The following is a 22162-nucleotide window of genomic DNA, read 5'->3' on the forward strand; positions in this document are numbered from 1 at the left end:
AAAAATGTTTTTAGAAACCAAGATTAAGGCCGACAGTGAAAACGCGTGGAACCGGGTTGGTACGGTTATCAAGACCCGTTTGGTTGTTATTGTCCGCGCTTGCAGTTGTTGAGGTTGAAATGAAACCCAGCTCAGGATCCAATCCTTTGTATTTGGTTATAATAAACGCATTCTGAACCTGTGCATAAATTCTCAGATTCGTTGCTTTGATTTTGTCTTTCAGGAAAGCAGGAAGCGTATAGCCAATACTGATATTTTGTGCCCGGATGAAACTGCCATCTTCAAGGAATCGTGATGTTGCATTTCCTGTCTGGTTAACACGTGCATCCGAGTTGAAATAAAGTCTTGGCACTTCTGTAACCTGTCCCGGCGTTGTCCAGCGGTCAAGCAATTCACGTCCCCCGTTGGCAAACAACTGGTTGTTTAACTGCTCTTGTCTTGTTACGTTGTAAATTTTATTACCGCCTGAGAAAGTAAGGAAAAGTGTGAAATCAAAGTTTTTGAAAGACACCTGGTTGTTAAGGCCTCCATACCAGGTAGGGTTTGATTTTCCAAGGACTCTCTTATCTGCAAAGGTCAAAGCGGCACCAGCTTCTGTATCGTTTGATGGATTTGCAGGATCAAATTTTGCCCAGCGATTTGCTGCTGTTACTTGCTGAACGTAAGATCCGTCCGCTTTTTCGTAGATCGGGTTACCGTTTGCAGCATTCACACCATAATATTCATATCCAAAGAATGAACCAATCGATTCGCCTTCTCTTGTCGTGTTATAAGTACTGTTGATCGGTGTGTTTGCCACGAGTCTCTGTACTTTGTTTTGCACAAAAGAAATGTTGGCATTTGTTCTCCATGAGAAATGCGCTGTCTGGATATTTGTACTGTTGATGCTGAATTCCCATCCTTTGTTATACATTTTACCGATGTTCTGCGCAATGGTGTTGCCTGGCACACCCAATGAAGGAGGTGTAGGCGATTGCAGAATCAGGTTGTCAATATCATTGCGGAAGTATTCAGCCGAGAAGCTAAGCTTGTTAGCCCAAAGTGAGAGGTCTAATCCAAGGTTTAATTTTTTGCTTGTTTCGAAACCAAGAAGATTGTTTCCTGCCTGATTGAAACGGATGCCGCTCAAATCGCCATATTGTGCGGCGCCGAAAGTCCCTGCGTATGGATAGTTGCCAATTTCAACGTTACCAACTTTTGCCCATCCGCCGCGAAGCTTCAGTTCACTTACGAAACCTAACGCCGGGCTGTTTTTAAAGAAATTTTCTTCCGAGATTCTCCATCCCAAAGAAACACCCGGAAGTGTTGCACTCTGATTGTTATGAGGTAAAGAAGAAATTAAATCGTGACGAACCGTTGCGCTGATCAGGTAACGATCAAGTAATGCGTAGTTTGCTCTTGCAAAGAAAGACTGGAAAGCTCTTTCAGAAGCGAAACCTCCGATAAACTGGTTGGTTAACGTATTACTGATGATGTTTTCATTGCTGCCAAAATATGAGTTTGACAGGTTTGTACCATGTGCAAAGAAATACCGTGATCTCGTTTTCTGGATTTCGTGACCTCCTACGAAACCGATTTTATGTGCGCCGAAAGAATTATTGTAACTGATCGTATTTTGCCAGTTGTAACGGAACGAAGGAAGATTGTACTGATAAATTCTGCCATTAACGTTTTTGCCGTCACCATGACCCGGGTCATAATACAAATAGTCTTCACCGTTCAGGTAATTGATACCGATGTACGACTTTGCATTCAATCCTTTTACGATCTCAACATCTACAAACGCATTACCGGTCAGGTTAAGCTGCTGGTTTTTGAAAATGTTTTTTTCGAGTACATAAGCCTGGTTGGTGTAGTTTCCATAAAGCGGGCGCGTATTGGCTCCCTGACCTAAACTTGTTTTGTCCGCACTAAGGTTATAACTTCCATCAGGCCATTGCGCCGGAACGTTTGGGAATGCATAAATTGCACCGGCTACGTTTCCTGACAAACCGTTGGTTGAGGTATTTAAGCCCGTGTTTGTCGTATGGGTAACAAAGGTGTTCATCCCGAACGTTACCTTGTCGTTAAATGCTTTTTGGTCAAGCTTTGCACGGAAATTATATTTCGTCTGGTCGTTTCCAACGATGTTTCCTTGCAAATCTGCGTAACCCAAAGAGAAATAATAGTTCGTCTGAGGTGTCGCTCCGCTAAAAGATACTGCATGGTTCTGCTGGAATCCGCTTCTCAAAATGACATCCTGCCAGTCGGTATTGTATGGCTGCTGGGTTTCCGGATTCAACGTTGGGAATGCTGCGTTAGGTAATGCGGCATTAGCCAGTTTTTCATTGGTAATGGCAATGAATTCGTCCGCATTTAAAAGATCAAATCTTTTTGATGGCTTTGAAACGGCCAGCCAGCCGTCATAGGTGATGCGGGCGCTGCCCAGTTTTCCTCTTTTTGTCGTGATTAAAACCACACCGTTTGCTGCTCTTGAACCATAGATTGCCGTGGCCGAACCATCTTTCAATACTTCAACACTTTCAATATCATTTGGATTGATATCTCCCAGTGGGTTGTTTGATGTATTTTGCCCCTGATCTCCGGTGATATAGGGTAGTCCATCGACTACGTATAGAGGGTCGGAGTTATTGGAGATCGAGTTCACCCCACGAATTCTGACTTTGGCTGCTTGTCCGAGAATACCACTGGGTACAGATGCTTGTACACCGGCCACCTGTCCTTGCAAATAGCGGTCGAAACTAGGCACGGCGATGTTTTTAAGACCATCACCTTTGATTGTACCCACGGAACCGGTAACGTCTCTTCGTTGCTGCGTACCGTAACCCGTTACAACAACTTCACCCAGTGCTTTCACATCAGACTTCATCTGAACATTGATAACACTTTGGTTACCCGCTTCCAATTCTTTTGAAATTAATCCTACGAAGCTGAAAACCAACGTAGTGCTGCCTTGAGGGAGCTCGATTTGATAGGTTCCGTCCACGGATGTGGTTGTTCCTATGGAGGTACCTTTTACTAAAACACTTGCACCGGGAATGGTTGATCCATCTTCTTCGGCAGTTACCTTTCCGGTAACGATTTTACTCTGGGCAAAGACAATACCAACCCAAAATACCATCATGACTGAGAGTATTATTTTCTTCATTAAAAAAATAGATAGTTAGGTTCTTAACAGAAATTTAATGTTGCAAACATAATAGTTGTTTTAACCATTACAATGTGTTTTTCTCGATTATCGAAATAAACTTTGGTTTTTTGCCCAAAAAATTGAAAATTTATTACAAAAGTCACTTAAAATCCAGAATTCTTTATAGATATTGTAATGGCGGAATATTTTCTTGTTTTTGTAAAATTCGTCTGATTTTTACCCTTTTTTTATTCTCGGTATTAACTTAAAATTAACACGGATAAGGTTGTACGTAAAAGAAGTAATTATAGGAATATGTTATGATTCGTATAACAATTATGTAGAAACGTTGCAATTTTTATCAGTAAAACGATGAAAATATAAAACTTCTATAATCTACGTTTATTGGTCTATTTTTACCTATATTTAGGGTGTTTTACTGCTGTTGTATCACTTGATTTGTTATTTGTGCCAAATTTTATTCTGATTTTAGAAAAAAAAGTCATTGTGATTATTAAAACAACTATTAGTTTTGTAACTTTAATTACAGTAATTCTTTTTCAATTAAACTATTTATCATTCTATGAGAAATTTTTTACTATCATTTCTGGGAAGCTTGCTGCTTTTAAGTATGCAAGTGTATGCTCAGGATCGCGAGGTGACAGGTACCGTCACTGCGGACGACGGTTCTACGTTACCAGGAGTCAATGTTGCCATAAAAGGTACCACCAGAGGAGTGACCACAAGTATTGACGGCAAGTATGCCATTACCGTTTCTTCGGGTGCTACACTCGTTTACTCCTTTGTAGGGTATGTTACTCAAAATGTTGTTTTAGGATCTCAAACCAAGATCGATATAAAACTGGTTTCTGATTCGCAGCAATTGGGTGAGGTGGTAGTAACGGCCCTTGGTATTTCAAGAGAAAGAAAATCCATCGGTTATAGTACAGCCACCATATCGAATCTTTCGATTACAGAAGGACGTAACACCAGTGCACTGGATGCCTTGAACGGTCGTGTTCCGGGGCTTTCAGTTTCAACCGCTTCAGGTGCGCCGGGTGCGTCAACTGTTTTGAATATTCGGGGGTTTAATTCGGTAACGGGTAACAACCAACCTTTATACGTTGTTGATGGTGTCCCGATGAACAACCGGGGGAATACTTCTTCGACCAACGCTTCGAACGGTAATGACGATTTCAACCGTTCGATGGACTTTGGTAACCAGATGAACGACATCAACCCCAATGAAATTGAAAGTGTAACGGTACTTAAAGGTATTTCTGCATCCGCGCTGTATGGTAGCCGTGCAGCGAATGGTGCCATACTGATCACTACCAAGAAAGGGAAATCCGGCAAAACAACCGTTGATTTTACAAGTTCTTTTGCGCAAACACAGATTCTGCGTGTGCCGCATTTGCAAAACACCTACGGACAGGGATGGAGCGGACTGTTTGATCCGATCGAAAACGGTTCCTGGGGGCCTAAAATGGATGGACAGACAAGACTTTGGGGTAACGTTGTTGACGACTCTCAATTGCTCAAACCATTTTCAGTGCAAAAAGATAACTTGAAAGATTTTCTTGACCGTGGTTATGAATGGAACAGCAGCCTTGCCGTTGCCGGTGGTACTGAAATGGCGAACTACCGTGTTTCTTACTCCTATGCCGATGCAGACGGGGTTGTGCCAACAAACGCTGACTCGTACAAAAGACACACAATCGGTTTGAACGGAGGTTTGAAGCTGGGGAAATTCTCGGTTAACTCAAATATCAACTACGTTCGTAAAAATCAGAAAGCCGTTGCTACCGGACAAGGTGACGATGCAGGTGGTGGAAAAGTATTGTGGCAGGAAATTATCCAGATCCCAAGAGACCATTCGATTGTAGATTCTAAACAATACAATGATCCAAACAATCCATGGAACAAATTCTATAACCTGGATAACTACTTTACGCCTTACGCTCAAAACCCGTACTGGACATTATACAACCAGGGTAACAATTACGATGAAGACCGTATTTTCGGAAACGTCGAGTTCAAATACGACATTGTTAAAAACCTGAATATTTTGTGGAGAGTCGGTGGTGATTATTCCGATGCATTCCAGAAAGATTGGGGTAATTTGGGACGTATTACGCCGGGTTCGCCCAACAGCAGCGCTAACAACGTTGTGGGTAGCGTTTCGCAAATTGCTAGAAACAACCGCCAGTTTAACAGTGACATCCTTTTAAATTACAGCACCAATGTCGGTAGCCGTTTTGATGTTCAGGCTTTTTTAGGGCATAACATTAACCAGCGTACAGGGCAAACGCAGTTGGTCGGTGTAACCAATCTGGATTTACCAGGTTTTTACAACATCAAAAATAGCTCTGTTACGCCAAGTACTTATACAAATGATCAGAAGAGACGTTTGGTTGGGGTCTTCGGATCGGCTACTTTCGGTTTTGATCACTGGTTGTACTTAACCGTTGGTGCAAGAAATGACTGGACCAGTACGCTGCCAAAAGGTAAGAACTCCTACTTCTACCCAAGTGCAAGTATCAGTGCTGTGCTTTCCGATGTGTTCAAACTTCCTGCTGAAATACCATTTGTTAAAGTACGCTTCGCTGCTGCTTCTGCTGGTAATGACGCAGATCCATATCAGATTATACCGGTTTATGTTCCTGGTAGTGTAAGTACGGGTGGTTTTGGAGACATTAATTTCCCGTTTGGCGGAGTTAATGCCTACGAGGTTGCGAACAACCCGGGAAACAAGAACCTCAAACCTGAAATCTCAAACGAATATGAAGCTGGTGTGGAACTTGGTTTCTTTGGCAGAAGAATCGGTCTTGAAGCAAGTTATTATGATAAGGTTACTAAAAACCAGATCATCAGCCTGAATCTTGAACCTGCAACCGGTTATCAGAACCAGACCGTTAACTTAGGTCAGGTGAGAAATAAAGGTATCGAGGCCATGTTGACATTAGTTCCTGTTCGTACGGAAAAAGTGGAGTGGGGAGTTACTTTCAACTACAATAAAATCAAAAACGTCGTGGAATCCCTTGGTCTTTCCGATAGTACCAACATTCTTTTGAACGACAGTTATGACGTTAAATTGAGAGCCGTTGTAGGAAAACCCCTGGGTGCCATTTATTCTCCGGACGTTTTACGTGATGATGCGACAGGCGCAACGATCGTAAACGCTGCAACAGGTTTACCAATTGTTGATTCGAAAGAACATTACAGAGGTTCGATCAATCCTGACTACACCATGGGTATCGGAACGTATGTTACTTACAAAGGCTTCCGTTTGAGCGCTAACGCGGATTATCGTAAAGGTGGTGTGTTCTACTCTTACACGGCGCGTTTGAACTACTTCAACGGAAATGCATACGAGACCCAGTATAACGACAGAGAGCCGTTTATTATTCCGGGATCGGTTGTACAGGCATCAGATGGAACTTTGAGCGAAAACACCACAGCGATTTCAAGAAATGATTTGGCTACTTATTATGGTGTCAACAACGCGTATCAGTACAACCACGTTTTGCCAAAAACATTCTTTAAACTGAGAAACGTTGCATTAAACTATACGATACCGAAGAGTGTGCTGGCTAAAATGCCGATCACTGCTGCTTCGATAGGTGTATTTGGTCGTAACCTTATTTTATGGACGCCTAAGAAAAACCACTATGTGGATCCGGAGGCTAACACATTCGGTACCAACCTTAAAAACCTGTATGGTGAATTTGCATCCGGGCCGTCAACTGCGAGCTATGGTGTTCAGTTAAACTTATCATTCTAATTCGACTCACAATGAAAGGCATATTTAAACATAGTTTGTTGCTTCTCGCCGTATTTTCACTGGGCTCCTGTGAAAACTGGCTTGACGTGAACGAGGACCCGAACAACCCAACCAATGTAGCACCTGAATACGTATTGCCGGCGGCTCAGGCTTCTGTGATGGCGGTAACGGGTGGTTCGTTTGCAATTTTAGGTGGTTTGTGGTCTCAGCACTGGACACAAGCGCACGTAAGTACGCAATACAAAACAATTGACTCTTATGATCTTGCTCCGGCCGCTTATAACAATGCTTGGACGGAGTTCTACTCAGGCGGGTTAAATGATTTCGAAGATGTTAAGACGAAAGCAACTGCATCAGGAAACAACAATCTGGTTCTTCAGGCCGTAGCCGTGCAGTCATATGGTTTTCAGATTCTGGCGGACTGGTTTGATAAAATACCGATGTCGGAAGCTTTGAATATCGAGCTGACCAGAACGCCTAAGTATGACGACGGTCCTGCGGTTTATGCTGAATTACTGAAAAGACTGGATGCCGCTTTGGCTTTGGATTTCAACAATGGCAAATCGACTCAGGTAAGCTCGGATCTTGTATTCGGTAAACTTAGCGGAGCAGACCAAATTGCACAATGGAAGCGTTTTGCAAATACCCTAAAGCTGAAAATGTATTTGCGTCAGACAAGCAGCCCAAATTCCGCTACGGCACTTGCTGCCATTAAAACGATGCTGACCAACAATACAGAGTTTCTAACTACGCCGGCTGCTGTTACGCTGTTTGTAGATGAGCCAAATCGGAGTAATCCACTTTATGAAAGCAATATCCGCCAGCTGAATACCGGTAACAACCTTCGGTTGAGTAAAACCTTGCAGTCTTACCTGGAAGTAAATAATGACTTTGCACGTTTAAACGCCTATTTCACTCCCGGAACTACGGGGCAATATGGTCTGGCGCAGGGAGATTTCAATGTAAGTACAACAGTGGTTGGCGCGAATGTTCCAAGTGTTACCAAAATGTCCGCTACCGATCCTTTCTTTTTCTTCAGTCTTGATGAAGTTTATTTCATGCTGGCAGAAGCACATCTGAGATCGGGTAACGATGCAGAGGCAAAATCATTTTATGATAAAGCGGTAGCCGCTGCCTATGCTAAATTCTCGGTTCCTTTCGACGCGGCGAAAATTGCTGCGGGTGGTGTGTATGCATTCCCAACTGCTGGTACAATGGAAGCGAAGTTGAAAGCAATCATGTATCAGAAATGGGTAGCCATGTTCAAACAAGGTTATGAATCTTTCTGGGATCAGGCGCGTACCGGCTATCCTGAAAATTCTCCTGTGGCCGCCAGCAATGCCAATTACATTCCAGGTCAGTGGACTTATGCGGTGAATGGAGTAACAAGTGGTCTTTTCCCAAAAAGAATCCTATATACATCCGCTTCACGTGATGTAAACCCTGGCAATACACCGGCACCTGTTTTGGTTACTGCGAAAATCTGGTGGATGAAATAACTTTTAATAGAAAAAGATCATGATAAAAGGAATAAAATATATGGCAATGGTGGTCCTGACGGGATTACTTTTTGCCTGCGAACCCGACAAAGTGACCGAGGGTATATCCGACATCACTTATTTCCCGATTATAACCTTGAAAGGGGAGCAGTGGAATGAAATCGCTGTCGGAGGCACATGGGCTGATCCGGGTGTTGTTGCCAAAGAAGGTGATACTGAAATTCAGGCCAAGGCGTCGGGAACCGTCGATGTATCAAAAGCTGGTGTTTACACCATTCGGTATGATGCTGTGAACAAAGATGGTTATTCTTCTACTGAATACAGGTATGTTGGGGTTATCGCCCCCGCTGTAAAAGGTGTTGATATTTCAGGAGCATATAAAAGAAATGCCGGTGCGCTGGGTGTGAGTAATGTTTCCAGAATATCAGGCAACTTGTTTTATGCTGACAATGTTGGTGGTGTTGCCGTTACAGATCCTAGTTTAGGCGTATATTTTTACTACTACGACAAAGGAAAACTGGGCGTACCTTACCAGAGAACACCAGGTAATGCCTTTGAGGCAATTAATGCCACAATTATCGAAGGTGTTAGTTATAGCTGGGCTGTAATCAACGGTGGGTACGGGAATGCCATACGGACATTTGTTAAACAATAACTAAATAGAGAATATGAAAAAGTTAATATATGGAGGGCTATTCTTTTTAGCACTGGGTTTGTTTTCCTGCGATGCTGGAGATGAGCCGAGTATTGGAGGAACAGCAACACAAAAATTATCAGGAGAATGGTTTTTGCAGCTTGCGGATGAAGATAATAAGGTTATAGTTTCTTATAATCTGTTTACGACATCCAATACCGCTGCCAATGTAGCCACAGAAATGTGGTTTATTGATCATGATGTTTTTGGTGCGCAATCGAAATTGACTGTCGATCCTAATGCGCTTACCTTTACTTCAACCAACAGCCCGAATCTGGATTATGCAGAGCCTGTTGTTCCTGCCGGAAAACCTGTTGTAAAATTGGGGACAAATAAAAAAGTGCTTTCAGCTACTCCACAAACCGTTACGATCACAGATGGTAAAGTTTTGAAGGATTCTTTCATTGCTCCTTCCAAAACCCGTACAGACAGCATGTACTTGCATATTACAGGTGCTTATGTTGCTAACACGTATCAGGCGAGCGAGTATAAAATCACAACGGTTGCTGGGAAAGCGGATACCACGGTTGTTTGGAAAATGACAGGTACAGCCGTTGAGCCGGATGGTCCTTACATCCTGCGCGGTTACCGCCGTACTGGTTTCCGTGAAGATGAGCATTGATCTTATCAACTGAACAATGATAATTTCAAAGGATTAAATATTATTTGAATAGTGCAAAAGAGAGGCATATCGCAAGATATTGCCTCTCTTTTGTTGTGGTAAATTGTCATATGTTCCGATGTGAAATGATTGAAGAGCGGTTTATTTCGCTATTTTGGTAAAGTCATTTAGAACTTACACCAACTTTCTCATGAAGAAACGACTATTCCTCTTACTCTCGCTTGGTTTTTCACCTGCCTTTGTTTTTGCACAATTACCGCTTAACGTTAAAATAGATCAGAAAGCGCAATCGCTTGAACCTAAAATTGTCGAATGGAGACGTGACTTTCATCAAAATCCTGAACTTGGAAACCGTGAATTTAAAACTGCGGAAAAAATAGCAAAACATCTAAAAAGTTTGGGTATTGAAGTGCAGACCGGTGTTGGTCACACGGGTGTGGTCGGTTTGTTGAAAGGAGGGAAACCGGGTCCGGTTGTAGCGCTTCGTGCTGATATGGACGGTCTGCCGGTTACGGAAAGGGGAGATCTTCCTTTCAAATCCACAGTCACGACGGACTATAACGGACAGAAAGTAGGGGTGATGCATGCCTGTGGACACGATACCCATATGTCGATTTTGATGGGTGTTGCAGAAGTACTCGCTTCTATGAAAAGTGATATCAAAGGGACGGTCAAGTTTATTTTTCAACCCGCGGAAGAAGGTGCGCCTGAGGGTGAAGAGGGCGGGGCGAAGTTGATGATCAAGGAAGGTGTGCTGGAAAATCCGAAGGTAGATGTCATTTTTGGACTGCATATTAACTCCCAGACCGAAGTTGGTAAAATTGCCTATAAGCCTGGTGCAACCATGGCGGCCGTGGATTTCTTTAGTATTGATGTAAAAGGCGTGCAAACGCACGGAGCGTATCCATGGTCTGGTGTGGATCCGATTGTTACTTCGTCCCAAATCGTGATGGGTTTGCAGACCATTGTGAGCCGTAACCTGGATATAACCAAAGCACCGGCAGTGGTAACGATCGGGGCCATCAATGGAGGTATCAGGCAAAATATTATTCCTGAACAGGTGAAAATGATTGGTACAATCCGGACTTTTGATGAGGAAATGCATACAAAAGTGCATAAGCGCGTGACGGATATTGCCACCAACATTGCAGAAAGTGCAGGCGCCAAAGCAGAGGTAAATATCACCACGCTTTATCCCGTTACCTTCAATGATGTTCCGTTAACAGAAGAAATGATTGGTACGCTGCAAAATGTGGCTGGAAAAGACAATGTAAAACTGATTCCGGCGGTAACGGGTGCGGAAGATTTTTCATATTATCAGCAAAAAGTACCCGGGTTTTTCTTCTTTCTGGGTGGAATGCCAAAAGGAAAAGATCCGTTAAAAGCCGCTGCACACCACACGCCCGACTTCTTTATCGATGACAGTGGTATAGTGCTGGGCGTTCGCTCACTGAGCAGACTCGCACTTGATTATATGGAAAAGAAAAGTAAGAAATAAGGAGCGGATTAGGAATTGCCTAAAAGTGAAGTCAAGTCTGGGCGTCCCCATTTTAAAAACGGGGACGCCCGGTCTTGACTCCTCCGGATAATCAATCCGGTAATTTATATTTCGCGGTCTTGTCTGAAATTCTTCATGATCCAGCCACCACCTACTACGTCATCTCCTTCGTAAAAAACAGCAGCCTGTCCGGGCGCGATACCGTTAACACCATCGTGAAAATTAACTTTGATCTTACCTGGTTCATCAGGCAGTAATAGTGCCGGCGTGCCGTCATGTTTGTAACGCACTTTTGTTACGGTTTCCAAAGGTTCGGTAAGGCCGTCGTACTTTTGCCAGTTCAATTTGCCAACATACATGCCATCACGGAAGAGATCCGGTAAGTCTCCCAAAACAACTTCATTGGTGTCCTTGCGAACTTCTGTCACAAAAACCGGCCTGCCTAGCGCTATGCCTAAACCTTTACGCTGGCCAACCGTATAAAAAGGATAACCCTCATGTTTTCCCACAATGGTTCCGTCTTCATATACAAAGTTTCCGCCTGCTACTTCCGCTTCCAAACCAGGGATACGGCGTTTCAAAAATCCACGATAATCATTGTCGGGCACGAAACAGATTTCATAACTTTCCGCCTTATTTACCAGATCTATAAAACCACGTTCACGGGCCATTTCGCGGATTTCCGTTTTATGCAAATATCCCAGCGGAAGTTTCGTCCGGCTAAGGCTCTGCTGCGAAACACCCCAAAGCACATAACTTTGATCTTTCCAGCTGTCTATGCCTTTGGAAACATAATGACGACCATCATTAAACTGCATATTCGCATAATGACCTGTGGCAATAAACTCACAATCCAAACGATCGGCACGTTTTAAAAGTGCATCCCATTTGATGTGCGTATTACACAAAACGCAAGGGTTTGGCGTACGTCCTTCAAGATATTCTCCTGTAAAATGGTCGATTACATAATCGCCAAATTCTGCACGGATATCTAATATATAATGTGGAAATCCAAGTTCAACGGCAATACTTCTTGCATCATTGATCGAATCAAGGGAGCAGCAGCCTGTTTCTTTTTTGGTGCCGCCACTGCTGGCGTAGTCCCAGGTTTTCATGGTCATACCAATGACCTCATAACCTTGTTCGTGTAACATGACAGCTGCCAGAGAGCTGTCGATACCGCCACTCATGGCGACTAAAATTCGTCCGTGTTTACTCATTGCGGGAATCAGCGAAGGTTGAACGCCTTCCGATTTTGATTAATTTGAAAAATGCAAACAGAGAAAATTATCTGATTGGTTCCGCAAAGATAGTTAATCATAGCGGATTTGCCGTAACAATTCCCGAAAGCGCACCAAACGTTCCTACGGAACGAGTGAAACAATTGCATCCCCAATATTGCTACCAACGAAATGCACCGATGGTACAAAATTGGCCGACTTCCTTAACCCCTGCGAGTACAAGATCCTGATAAATCCTTTATATGTAAATAATTAACTCTGTATCAGTTTGTTAGTGTGAAGTAAAATACGCCCAGATACTTAACCATTAAAATCAAAGCCTGACCTGTCGTATCACATTTTTTACATTTAGTTCGATAATGTCAGTCATTGTCAGGCATTTATAATAATCTGGATTGTTGTAATACTGGGCTAAACCAGCACGTAGTTCGAGGATTTTTTCCGATGTTGATATTTTATCTTTTTTAGAAACGTCTCTCAAAGCCGCCAGCCGGTGCCGCTCACTTCTTACCTGATGTACAATAGAAGACTGCTCTTCCTGCTGGTATTGGAGCACGGTCTTGTCAGTCAAATGTTCCATCGCCAACTTTACATACGGGAGATTTTCCTTAAAAAACTGAGGCTGATACACCTTTAAGTTTCCTTCATAAAATTGCTGGTCAAAATCGATGGCACGCAGCCTGAACTGAAAATCGTCAAAATCCGGTGTTATCTGCATCACAAAATTATAGGCCCGCATATCCCCCAAAAGCGTGATCATGCAACGCTCATTAAACTTGACAAATTCTTTGGCAATACGTTTAGGGTTATAATCCGTATGATCCAGGCGCGTTTTCGAAAATACATCACCCGGAATGCCTGCAATATGCTCTTCAATTAATGAATTGCCATCTACAAGATAATTGACCTGATTTGGAGAGAATATTTCTTCAAGTTCCAGGCCATAGATCCGCGAAGCATCCGCACGCTTCACATAAAAATAATCATAAATATCATTCAGCCGGTTAACGATCTTGATCCGGAACGGATTCGAATTGCCAAAAGTGCAATACTCGATTTTATCAATGTATTTGTGCTCAACAATCCTGAGATTACCAGAAGCCTTCAGCATCGCATACGCCTTTTTCAAGCCATTGTGAAGCCTTTCTATATCATATGGCGGATACAACGGACTCTCCCAAAGGGTGTCCTTTCCATTTTTGTCAATCACCGGGAAAGACTCATAAAAGTTAAGCAAATCATTATAACCAACCGGCAAACGCGCCTCTCGTTGGTAAGAACGAAGATATTTTCTCAACTCGACACTGACCGGATAAATTGGCTTCTTCCGTGAAATCTTAACATCGCTTGTCTCCATATATGCAATTTACAAAATATCACAGGCATTTGTTTAAATTGGACCAACCTACTCTTTTTAATCATTTACACCATCATTTTTTCATAAAAGCTTCATCGGATTATCTTTTTTTAAGTTTTGTATACTGTTAACTTTATATTGTCTGTTGACATGGAAAGATTGGCCCGCTCTAACCAAATTGCATAACGATAAGCAAAACATGAAAAAGCAACTGTATGGACTTGTTGTTTGTGGCGGACAAAGCACACGAATGGGAAGCGACAAAAGTTTAATCGACTATCACGGAAAACAACAACGGTATTATGTTTATGAAATGCTGGAATGGATATGTGATAAGGTTTTTATTTCCTGCAACCGCCAGCAGGCGGAAAGCATTGCCAAACCGTATGCAGTTCTGGCCGACTTACCTGTCTATGAAAATATTGGCCCGATGGCTGCATTGCTGACCGCTTTTGCCACATTTCCGGATCAGAATTTTCTTGTTGTTGGTTGTGATTATCCCTACATCAGTAACAAGGATTTAAAAGAATTTCTAAAATCTTTGGATAGTAAAAGAATAGCATTTGCCTTTTATCAAAAGGAAAACACAATGTATGAACCCTTGCTGGCCTGGTATTCGCAAAAATCCGGAGCAAAGCTTTTGAATATGTTCAATAAGCAGCAGTATTCGCTGCAACATTTTCTAAGAGAGCACAATGCTGGAAAATACGATCCGCCAAGGCCGGGAAATATAGTCAGTGTTGATACGCCGGAGGACTATCAGGCGGCAAAAAAGATAATAACCCGAAAAAATCAGTTTTAGAAATACAGTGCATGCAAAATAATTCGGTTAAGCATATTAGGGTTAGAAAAGTGAGTTCTGGCAGCATCGTTGATTTCACCGATCAGCTTGCCGTCGAAGAGCCGCTGGAAATTCGGATCAGCTATAAAAATCAGGGGAATCCGGTTGTCAAGAGCATTTCTGTAACGATGCGCACACCCGGAAACGACGCGGAACTCGCAGCCGGATTTCTGTTTACGGAAGGTATCGTCAAAAAATCGGATCAGATCACCGATATTAGAACTGATTTATTTGACGAAAATAAAGTGACAGTGGTTTTTAATGAAAATGAAATCCCGCAGCTTCATACGGCTGAAAGGAATTTTTACACCACATCCAGCTGCGGTGTTTGCGGGAAATCCAGCATTGAGGCGATTAAAACAGTTTCAGTTTATCAGAATCAGGATGATACGATTCAGGTTGCAGCGGATTTATTTTACAATTTACAGAATGCACTGAAAAAGCGGCAGGAAGTTTTTCAGAACACGGGCGGTCTGCATGCGTCTGCACTGTTCAATCAGCAGGGCGATTTTTTGTTGCTGCGAGAGGATGTGGGGCGGCATAACGCTTTGGATAAGGTCATTGGTACATCGTTTTTAAATAAACAATTACCCTTGAAAAATTCGATTCTGCTGCTTAGCGGCAGGGCAAGTTTTGAACTGATTCAGAAAGCCAGTATGGCTGGAATAAAGATCGTAGCGGCCATTGGCGCACCGTCGAGCCTGGCTTTGCGGCTCGCAGAGGATTTTGGTATTACCTTAATCGGCTTTTTGGGGAATGAAAAATTTAATATTTACACAGGCAGCCAGCGGATTATCATCTGACCTGTCTTTTGAATAAATAACATGAAAATACGCATTCAGGGCAATTCGATCAGAATAAGGTTATCGAAATCGGAAGTTTACAAGCTTGTGAACCAAGGTGTTGTGGAAGAAAAAACTTCTTTTGGGAATGCCTCTTTCGGTTATTGTCTTAAAAAAAGTGCCGGGATTACGGCCTTAACCGCTTCTTACAAAAATGACCGGATTACGATGGAAGTACCTGGATCATTGCTGTTGGACTGGCCAGTAAATCAGGTGGTCGGTTTTGATGCGACCATGCGGATAAGCGAGACAGAGACGTTGTATCTTTTGGTGGAAAAGGATTTTAAATGCCTGGACAACACGACCGAAGACCAGTCTGATAATTATGAAAACCCGAGTAAAACCTGTTAGTTATGAGCTCAGAAAATTCGTCAATACCGGGTGCTGAAAATCCGGAAACCTTTACCGGCTTAAAAAAAGGAAAAATAAAAACCATTGCAGCTGGCATTCCGGCGGTTGTTTCCAGCATAGAAAAAGTCATAGGCGAAGCAGGTTTGGGAAGAGGAATGAAGGCGCTCTGGAGTCTCAATAAGAAAGGCGGATTCGACTGTCCGAGCTGCGCCTGGCCTGATCCTGACGATGAGCGTTCCGGCATCGCCGAATATTGTGAAAATGGTGCGAGAGCGGTAGCGGAGGAGGCAACAGCAAAGAAATTAACTACTGTTTTTTTTAAGGAAAATCCAGTTCAGGATCTGGCCCGGTTATCCGACTACGAAATCGGAGGCAAAGGCCGGATTGCCCAGCCTATGTTTTTACCAAAAGGTGCTACACATTACCAACCCATTTCATGGGACGATGCATTTGAAAAAATTGCAGCCTCTTTAAATAGTCTGGCATCACCTGACGAAGCCATTTTTTACACTTCAGGACGCACCAGCAATGAAGCAGCATTTTTGTACCAGCTTATGGTTCGGCAGTTTGGCACCAATAACCTGCCGGATTGCAGCAACATGTGCCACGAAAGCAGCGGTGTTGCACTGGGCGAATCGTTGGGGATTGGGAAGGGCTCGGTCAAACTTGCCGACTTTTATGAGTCGGAGGTGATTATTATTTTGGGCCAGAATCCGGGTACAAACCATCCACGCATGTTAACCGCCCTTCAAAAGGCGAAAGCAAACGGAGCCAGGATTATCTCGGTTAACCCTTTGCCCGAAACGGGTTTAATGGGTTTCAATAACCCACAGACTGTAAAAGGGATTCTGGATATCGACGCTTCGCTGACAGGTCTTTTTTTACCTATCAAGATCAACGGTGATATGGCGCTTTTGAAAGCGGTCCAGTTATTGCTTTTTCGGGAAGAAGATAAAAATCCGGGATCTGTTCTTGACCTTGATTTTATTGCAGAAAATACGATCGGTATTGATGACTTCAAACGCCATATCAGCGAACAAAATCTTGACGAACTGGTGAATATATCGGGCATTCCTTTAAGTCAGATTACTGAAATGGCCGAAATTTTAAAAGGAAAAACCAAAATTATCGCCTGCTGGGCAATGGGATTAACACAGCATAAAAATGCGGTGGATACCATCAAGGAAGTGGTTAATCTGCTTTTGCTAAAGGGCAGTATTGGCAAACCCGGCGCTGGAACCTGTCCCGTTCGGGGCCACAGCAATGTGCAGGGAGACCGGACCATGGGTATTTTTGAAAGACCGTCCGATGCCTTACTGGATAAGATTGCAGAAAATTTCAACATCTCTCCACCGCGAGAACACGGTCTGGATGTGGTGAACAGCATCAAAGCCATGCATGCGGGTAAGGCCAGGGTCTTTCTTGCTATGGGTGGTAATTTCTTGTCTGCCACGCCGGACACCGTTTTTACGGCGCAGGCATTGCGAAACTGTGACTTAACGGTGCATGTTTCCACGAAACTGAACCGAAGTCATCTGGTTCATGGTGCGGAAGCTATTATTTTGCCTTGTCTCGGGCGAAGTGATGTCGATATGGTCAACGGGGAAAATCAGTTCGTTTCCTGCGAAAACTCCATGGGTGTTGTGCAGTCGTCAAAAGGGGTTCTGAAGCCGATATCAGATGACTTGCTAAGCGAACCGGTCATCGTATGCAGGCTGGCAAAAGCTTTGTTTGGGGATTCGGGACCTGTAAACTGGGACCAATACGCACAACATTATGACGCCATTCGCGAAGCCATTGAACAAACCATTTCAGGATTTGAAAATTATAACGAAAGGGTAAGAATTCCAGGCGGTTTTTACCTCCCGAATTGCAACCGGGAAGGGAGCTTTAACACAACATCGCAAAAAGCACACTTTAACATTGCACCGGTTACCACACTGGCCATGAAAAAGGACGAGCTGATGATGATGACCATTCGCAGTCACGACCAGTTTAATACCACGGTTTATGGGTTGAATGACCGTTACAGGGGAATTTACAATGAAAGACGGGTTATTTTAATGAATGAAAAAGATATAGCCGATCGTGGGTTAATGGATGGAGATGTGGTCGATCTGATCAATAATCATGAAGGTATCGAGCGGATTGCCAATAAATTTATCGTTGTAAAATATCCGATCCCGGAAGGTTGTGCGGCAACGTACTTCCCCGAAACAAATGTCCTTGTACCCTTAACCAGTGTCGCGGACAAGAGCAATACACCGACTTCAAAGCAAGTCATTTTAAAAGTAAAAAAACATCTCGCATCAAATTAAACGTCCAAATCCGTTTATACTTCTCATTCAACCCAGGGTTTAAGCCTTGGGTTGATCTATTTTACTCAATCTGATCAGGTTAAGCAGGTAATCTGTCAAAATAATAACGCTTTGATTTGATAACTTAATAAATTTAAATTTTATTTGTAGTTATAAAAATAAAATAAAATATTAAGTTTTACTTTGTTTTCAAAATTCCTAAACCCTTAATATGTTGAATTCTTTCAAATTGAACCACTGGATATTGCTGGCCGGTGCGATCGCCTCGACTACATCGGTAAATGTCTTCCGGGAAAAATCTGTACTGACTGATTTTTCCCGGGAAAATGCCCTTAGTGTCTCTGCATCCATACCTGACAGCAGCCGCTTCACGCACATGATGCTTGCGCAAGGCCTGGATGAACCTATGGAAATGGCTATTTTGCCAAATCTGGATGTTGTTATCGTTGAACGAAAAGGCGCGGTCAAACTTTATGACGCCAAGGAAAAGCAGATTAAAACCATTGCGCACCTTAATGTTTTCAGCGGGATTGAAGATGGTTTGCTTGGTGTGGCTGCTGATCCGGGGTTTGAAAAAAATCACTGGATTTATTTCTATTATGGCGTGGCAGGAAATAAAAATGTCAGCCAGTTGGAACGTTACGAACTGACGGGTGATCAGCTCAATGTCGCGTCGAAAAAAGTACTGCTTGAAATACCAACACAGCGGACTTATTGTTGCCATTCGGCAGGATATCTTACTTTCGGAGCCGACGGATTGTTGTATTTATCAACAGGTGACAATACCAATGCGGAAGAAATTGAAGGACATAACCCAACCGATGAGCGTCCGGGACGACAGCTTTCTGACGACCAGGGGACAACAGCGAATAGCAAAGATTTCAGAGGGAAAATCCTTCGTATTAAACCAGAGGCAGACGGAACTTATTCGATTCCCGACGGCAATCTTTTTCCAAAGGACGGTTCCATCGGATATCCTGAAATATTTGTGATGGGCTGCCGGAATCCATTCCGAATGTCCGTCGATCCGAAAAATAATTTTGTCTATTGGGGCGATGTAGGCCCGGACAGCAATGTGCCGGCTGAAGAAAACTTCCTTAGCTATGACGAGATTAACCAGGCTCGAAAACCCGGTTTTTTTGGTTATCCCTATTTTCTTGGCAACAACGAAGGATTCCCAAAATATGATTTTGCGACAAAAAAGGAAGGACCAAAGCAGGATCCACTACGTCCAATCAACAATTCTCCCAATAATACAGGTATAAAAGAATTACCGGCTGCACAGCCGGCAATGATCTGGTATGGCAAAGGAGAGTCGAAACGCTGGCCGATGGTTGGCAAAGGCGGCGCAAGTGCCATGGCGGGGCCGGTTTATTACAGCGATTTATACCCGAACGCCAAATACAAACTTCCGGAATATTACAATGGAAAGCTTTTTATCTATGAATGGATTAGAAAGTGGATTATGGCTGTGACGCTGGATAAAGACGGGAATTATGTAAGTATGGAACCGTTTTTACCTCATTTAAAGGTGATCGCCCCCATGGATATGAAAATTGCACACGATGGAGCTATTTACATGCTCGCTTACGGGACAAACTGGTTCGCTAAAAACACGGACGCAGGATTAATTCGTGTCGAATATTCGGAAGGAAACCGTAATCCGATCGCAGATATACAAATAAATAAGAGATACGGGGCGGCACCGATGGCGGTGACATTATCCGCCGAAAAGTCAAAAGATCACGACCCGAATGACAAACTTTCTTTTGAATGGAAGATCGGGCGTAAAAAGCTTTCCGGAAAAGAAATAAAGCATGTTTTTACCAAACCGGGTATTTACGATATCTCTCTTACAGTTTCAGACCAGAATGGCGGAACAGGCACCGCCACCACGCAGGTAAAAGTAGGCAATACCCCGCCGGATATTTCCATTAACAGCACAGCAAACCGTAGTTTTTACTGGGACAACACCCATTTCGATTATGAGATCAGTGTCAAAGATCCGGAGGATAAAACGATTGATAAATCTAAAATCACCGCATCCTTTAATTACCTGAGTTTTGGAAAAGATCTTGCTTCTGCACTTTCCGGCGCCAGTCACGGTAATCTAAAATATGCCGCTACCGAAAAGCTTTATGCTTCTCTGGATTGCAAAGCCTGTCATACCATGGATACCAAATCCATCGGGCCTGCTTTAAAGGAAATATCCAAAAAATATACCGGAAAGACGGGTTATGAACAAAAACTTGCGGAGAAAATTATAAAAGGAGGAAGTGGGAACTGGGGCAGTTACCCTATGCCGCCGCATACGGATCTGCCGGAGCAAGATGCGAGAGAAATTGCAAAGTATATCCTTTCATTGTCTGAACAAAAAACACAGCTGCCTTTGCAGGGGCAACTAAAATTAGCTGAACATATCGGCCAGGGCAAAGAGGGAGCTTATGTGCTGCAGGCGGGGTACACGGATAAGGGTGCGAACGGTATTGAGCCACTCAAAGGCAGCAACCATATCGTACTTCGAAATCCACTGGTGCAAATGGAAGACTATGAGGAAGGTAGTGCCAATGTGGTTATTGCGACACTGAACACCGGTTATGTATCCTCCATCTGGGGTAAAAACGTGAAATTTGTAAGCTTTAAACAAGTGGATCTGACCCATATTTCAGGAATAAAGATCAGGTTACAGCAGGAAGGTGCCGGTGGACTGATCGAAGTAAGAAAAGGAAGCAGTACCGGTGAAATTATTGGCAGCATAAATGTTCCGCAAGGTCACGTAAAAGATGTAAAAACAGATTGGAAAGAGATTGATGTAGCGATGAAACCAACTTCGGGTATTCATGACTTGTATTTTACTTTTTCAAATCCCGATAAATCAAAAGTTGGCCTTTTCTTTCTTGACTGGATCTATTTTGAAAAAAAGTAAACCGGTTATTGTTCATTTTTAATTCCTAACGCCATATGTTTTCAAATAACCGCCGCAATTTTTTAAAATTATCAGCCCTTGTCGGCGCAGGTATGGGCATTGTGCCCGCCATTGATGCTTTCAGTTTTTCCAATGCTCCGACAGCGGGAAAACGCATTGGCATTATCGGACTTGACACCTCGCACAGTGAAGTTTTTACCAAAATGATCAACAATGGAGGTGTGGAAATGAGCGGTTACAAAGTCGTGGCTGCCTATCCCCATGGAAGCCGGGACATCGCCTCGGCCATCAATATGAAACCTAAGATAACCGAAGCGGTTAAAGCGCAGGGTGTTGAAATCGTAGATTCGATCGAAGCATTGTTAGGCAAGGTGGATGTGGTTTTGCTCGAAAGTAACGATGGGCGTCCCCATCTTGAACAGGCATTACCCGTATTTAAAGCCGGTAAGCGAATATTTATAGATAAACCCATTGCTCCGTCTTTGGGCGAAGCACATGAAATTTTCAAAGTCGCCAGTCAGTACAACACACCGCTTTTCACTTCGTCGGCTTTACGTTTTGATCTGAATGTCCAAAAAGTGGTCGCTGGTTCTATCGGTAAAGTTACCGGCGCGGATGTGTATACACCGGCTGAAATTGATAAAAACCATGCAGATCTGGCCTGGTATGCCATCCATGGTGTTGAAATGTTGTTTACCGTGATGGGACCCGGCTGTAAAGAGATTTCGCGTGTGCACCGGGATGGAACCGATTTGGTAACTGGAGTCTGGGAAGATGGCCGGATCGGAACCGTGCGTGGAATCAGAAAGGGCGCTTCCAGCATTGCCGGCACGGCTTTTGGCGAAAAGGGAATTGCTGCATTAGGTCCATTTTCAGGTTATGAACCTTTGGTCGGCGAAATTATTTCATTTTTTCAAACAGGTAAAGTTCCAGTTTCGCGGGAACAGACCCTTGAAATATTTAGCTTTATTGATGCGGCTGACAAAAGTAAACGCAAGGGCGGGAAACCGGTTTCTATGTAAATGGAAGCTTTTAAATAAATTCTTAATACAAAGCTAA

The 22162-nt window shown here is 43.2% G+C and carries 14 protein-coding genes; 11 read left to right on the forward strand and 3 right to left on the reverse strand.

The annotated features are described in order from the left end of the window. Nucleotides 1–10 precede the first annotated feature (10 nt). Nucleotides 11–3148 carry a TonB-dependent receptor gene (locus RB622_RS03215; RefSeq protein ID WP_308045064.1) on the reverse strand — a complete coding sequence of 1046 codons (3138 nt, stop codon included), beginning with the start codon at nt 3146–3148 and terminating at the stop codon, nt 11–13. A gap of 565 nt (nt 3149–3713) precedes the next feature. Here RB622_RS03215 and RB622_RS03220 point away from each other — a divergent pair. From RB622_RS03220 to RB622_RS03240, 5 genes are all read left to right on the forward strand, one after another. Next, a complete protein-coding gene (locus RB622_RS03220; RefSeq protein ID WP_308045065.1) occupies nt 3714–6914 on the forward strand; it encodes a SusC/RagA family TonB-linked outer membrane protein in 3201 nt (1066 codons plus the stop codon). Between the two features lie 11 nt (nt 6915–6925). Continuing rightward, a complete protein-coding gene (locus RB622_RS03225; protein ID WP_308045066.1) occupies nt 6926–8413 on the forward strand; it encodes a SusD/RagB family nutrient-binding outer membrane lipoprotein in 1488 nt (495 codons plus the stop codon). Nucleotides 8414–8432: 19 nt separating this feature from the next. Next, nucleotides 8433–9068 (forward strand): immunoglobulin-like domain-containing protein, encoded by a 636-nt coding sequence (locus tag RB622_RS03230; RefSeq protein WP_308045067.1) that lies wholly within the window; start codon nt 8433–8435, stop codon nt 9066–9068. Nucleotides 9069–9081: 13 nt separating this feature from the next. Then, nucleotides 9082–9729 carry a lipid-binding protein gene (locus tag RB622_RS03235; RefSeq protein WP_308045068.1) on the forward strand — a complete coding sequence of 216 codons (648 nt, stop codon included), beginning with the start codon at nt 9082–9084 and terminating at the stop codon, nt 9727–9729. Nucleotides 9730–9919: 190 nt separating this feature from the next. Then, entirely contained in the window at nt 9920–11227 is a 1308-nt protein-coding gene (locus RB622_RS03240) for an amidohydrolase (protein ID WP_308045069.1), read from the forward strand. A gap of 104 nt (nt 11228–11331) precedes the next feature. On the opposite strand, the gene mnmA is transcribed toward RB622_RS03240, so the two are convergent. After that, nucleotides 11332–12447: a tRNA 2-thiouridine(34) synthase MnmA gene (gene mnmA / locus RB622_RS03245; RefSeq protein WP_308045070.1), complete on the reverse strand. Its 1116-nt coding sequence runs from the start codon at nt 12445–12447 to the stop codon at nt 11332–11334. A gap of 334 nt (nt 12448–12781) precedes the next feature. Next, complete coding sequence (locus RB622_RS03250; protein ID WP_308045071.1) at nt 12782–13825, reverse strand: hypothetical protein; 1044 nt, start codon at nt 13823–13825, stop codon at nt 12782–12784. A gap of 199 nt (nt 13826–14024) precedes the next feature. Between RB622_RS03250 and RB622_RS03255 the strand changes: the two genes are divergently transcribed. From RB622_RS03255 to RB622_RS03280, 6 genes are all read left to right on the forward strand, one after another. Then, nucleotides 14025–14627, forward strand: a complete 603-nt coding sequence (locus RB622_RS03255; protein WP_308045072.1) for an NTP transferase domain-containing protein — start codon at nt 14025–14027, stop codon at nt 14625–14627. Nucleotides 14628–14638: 11 nt separating this feature from the next. Next, nucleotides 14639–15469: a formate dehydrogenase accessory sulfurtransferase FdhD gene (gene fdhD / locus RB622_RS03260; protein ID WP_308045073.1), complete on the forward strand. Its 831-nt coding sequence runs from the start codon at nt 14639–14641 to the stop codon at nt 15467–15469. A gap of 21 nt (nt 15470–15490) precedes the next feature. Next, nucleotides 15491–15859: a DUF7009 family protein gene (locus tag RB622_RS03265; RefSeq protein ID WP_308045074.1), complete on the forward strand. Its 369-nt coding sequence runs from the start codon at nt 15491–15493 to the stop codon at nt 15857–15859. A gap of 2 nt (nt 15860–15861) precedes the next feature. Further along, the gene (locus RB622_RS03270; RefSeq protein WP_308045075.1) at nt 15862–18177 is read left to right on the forward strand and encodes an FdhF/YdeP family oxidoreductase; all 2316 of its coding nucleotides are present in this window, start codon (nt 15862–15864) and stop codon (nt 18175–18177) included. A 211-nt stretch (nt 18178–18388) separates the two neighbouring features. Further along, complete coding sequence (locus tag RB622_RS03275; protein WP_308045076.1) at nt 18389–21103, forward strand: PQQ-dependent sugar dehydrogenase; 2715 nt, start codon at nt 18389–18391, stop codon at nt 21101–21103. Nucleotides 21104–21138: 35 nt separating this feature from the next. Then, the gene (locus RB622_RS03280) at nt 21139–22125 is read left to right on the forward strand and encodes a Gfo/Idh/MocA family oxidoreductase (RefSeq protein ID WP_308045077.1); all 987 of its coding nucleotides are present in this window, start codon (nt 21139–21141) and stop codon (nt 22123–22125) included. The last annotated feature ends 37 nt before the right edge of the window (nt 22126–22162 follow it).

The organism is Dyadobacter sp. LHD-138, assembly GCF_030929615.1.
Classification (GTDB): Bacteria; Bacteroidota; Bacteroidia; order Cytophagales; family Spirosomataceae; genus Dyadobacter.

Bases quoted from the DNA above. Each gene is read 5' to 3' on its own strand.
- RB622_RS03275 (WP_308045076.1), top strand. From the start codon at position 18,389: ATGTTGAATTCTTTCAAATTGAACCACTGGATATTGCTGGCCGGTGCG.
- RB622_RS03220 (WP_308045065.1), top strand. From the start codon at position 3,714: ATGAGAAATTTTTTACTATCATTTCTGGGAAGCTTGCTGCTTTTAAGT.
- RB622_RS03230 (WP_308045067.1), top strand. From the start codon at position 8,433: ATGATAAAAGGAATAAAATATATGGCAATGGTGGTCCTGACGGGATTA.
- RB622_RS03250 (WP_308045071.1), bottom strand. From the start codon at position 13,825: ATGGAGACAAGCGATGTTAAGATTTCACGGAAGAAGCCAATTTATCCG.
- RB622_RS03270 (WP_308045075.1), top strand. From the start codon at position 15,862: ATGAGCTCAGAAAATTCGTCAATACCGGGTGCTGAAAATCCGGAAACC.
- RB622_RS03235 (WP_308045068.1), top strand. From the start codon at position 9,082: ATGAAAAAGTTAATATATGGAGGGCTATTCTTTTTAGCACTGGGTTTG.
- RB622_RS03280 (WP_308045077.1), top strand. From the start codon at position 21,139: ATGTTTTCAAATAACCGCCGCAATTTTTTAAAATTATCAGCCCTTGTC.
- RB622_RS03265 (WP_308045074.1), top strand. From the start codon at position 15,491: ATGAAAATACGCATTCAGGGCAATTCGATCAGAATAAGGTTATCGAAA.
- RB622_RS03225 (WP_308045066.1), top strand. From the start codon at position 6,926: ATGAAAGGCATATTTAAACATAGTTTGTTGCTTCTCGCCGTATTTTCA.
- mnmA (WP_308045070.1), bottom strand. From the start codon at position 12,447: ATGAGTAAACACGGACGAATTTTAGTCGCCATGAGTGGCGGTATCGAC.
- fdhD (WP_308045073.1), top strand. From the start codon at position 14,639: ATGCAAAATAATTCGGTTAAGCATATTAGGGTTAGAAAAGTGAGTTCT.
- RB622_RS03215 (WP_308045064.1), bottom strand. From the start codon at position 3,148: ATGAAGAAAATAATACTCTCAGTCATGATGGTATTTTGGGTTGGTATT.
- RB622_RS03255 (WP_308045072.1), top strand. From the start codon at position 14,025: ATGAAAAAGCAACTGTATGGACTTGTTGTTTGTGGCGGACAAAGCACA.
- RB622_RS03240 (WP_308045069.1), top strand. From the start codon at position 9,920: ATGAAGAAACGACTATTCCTCTTACTCTCGCTTGGTTTTTCACCTGCC.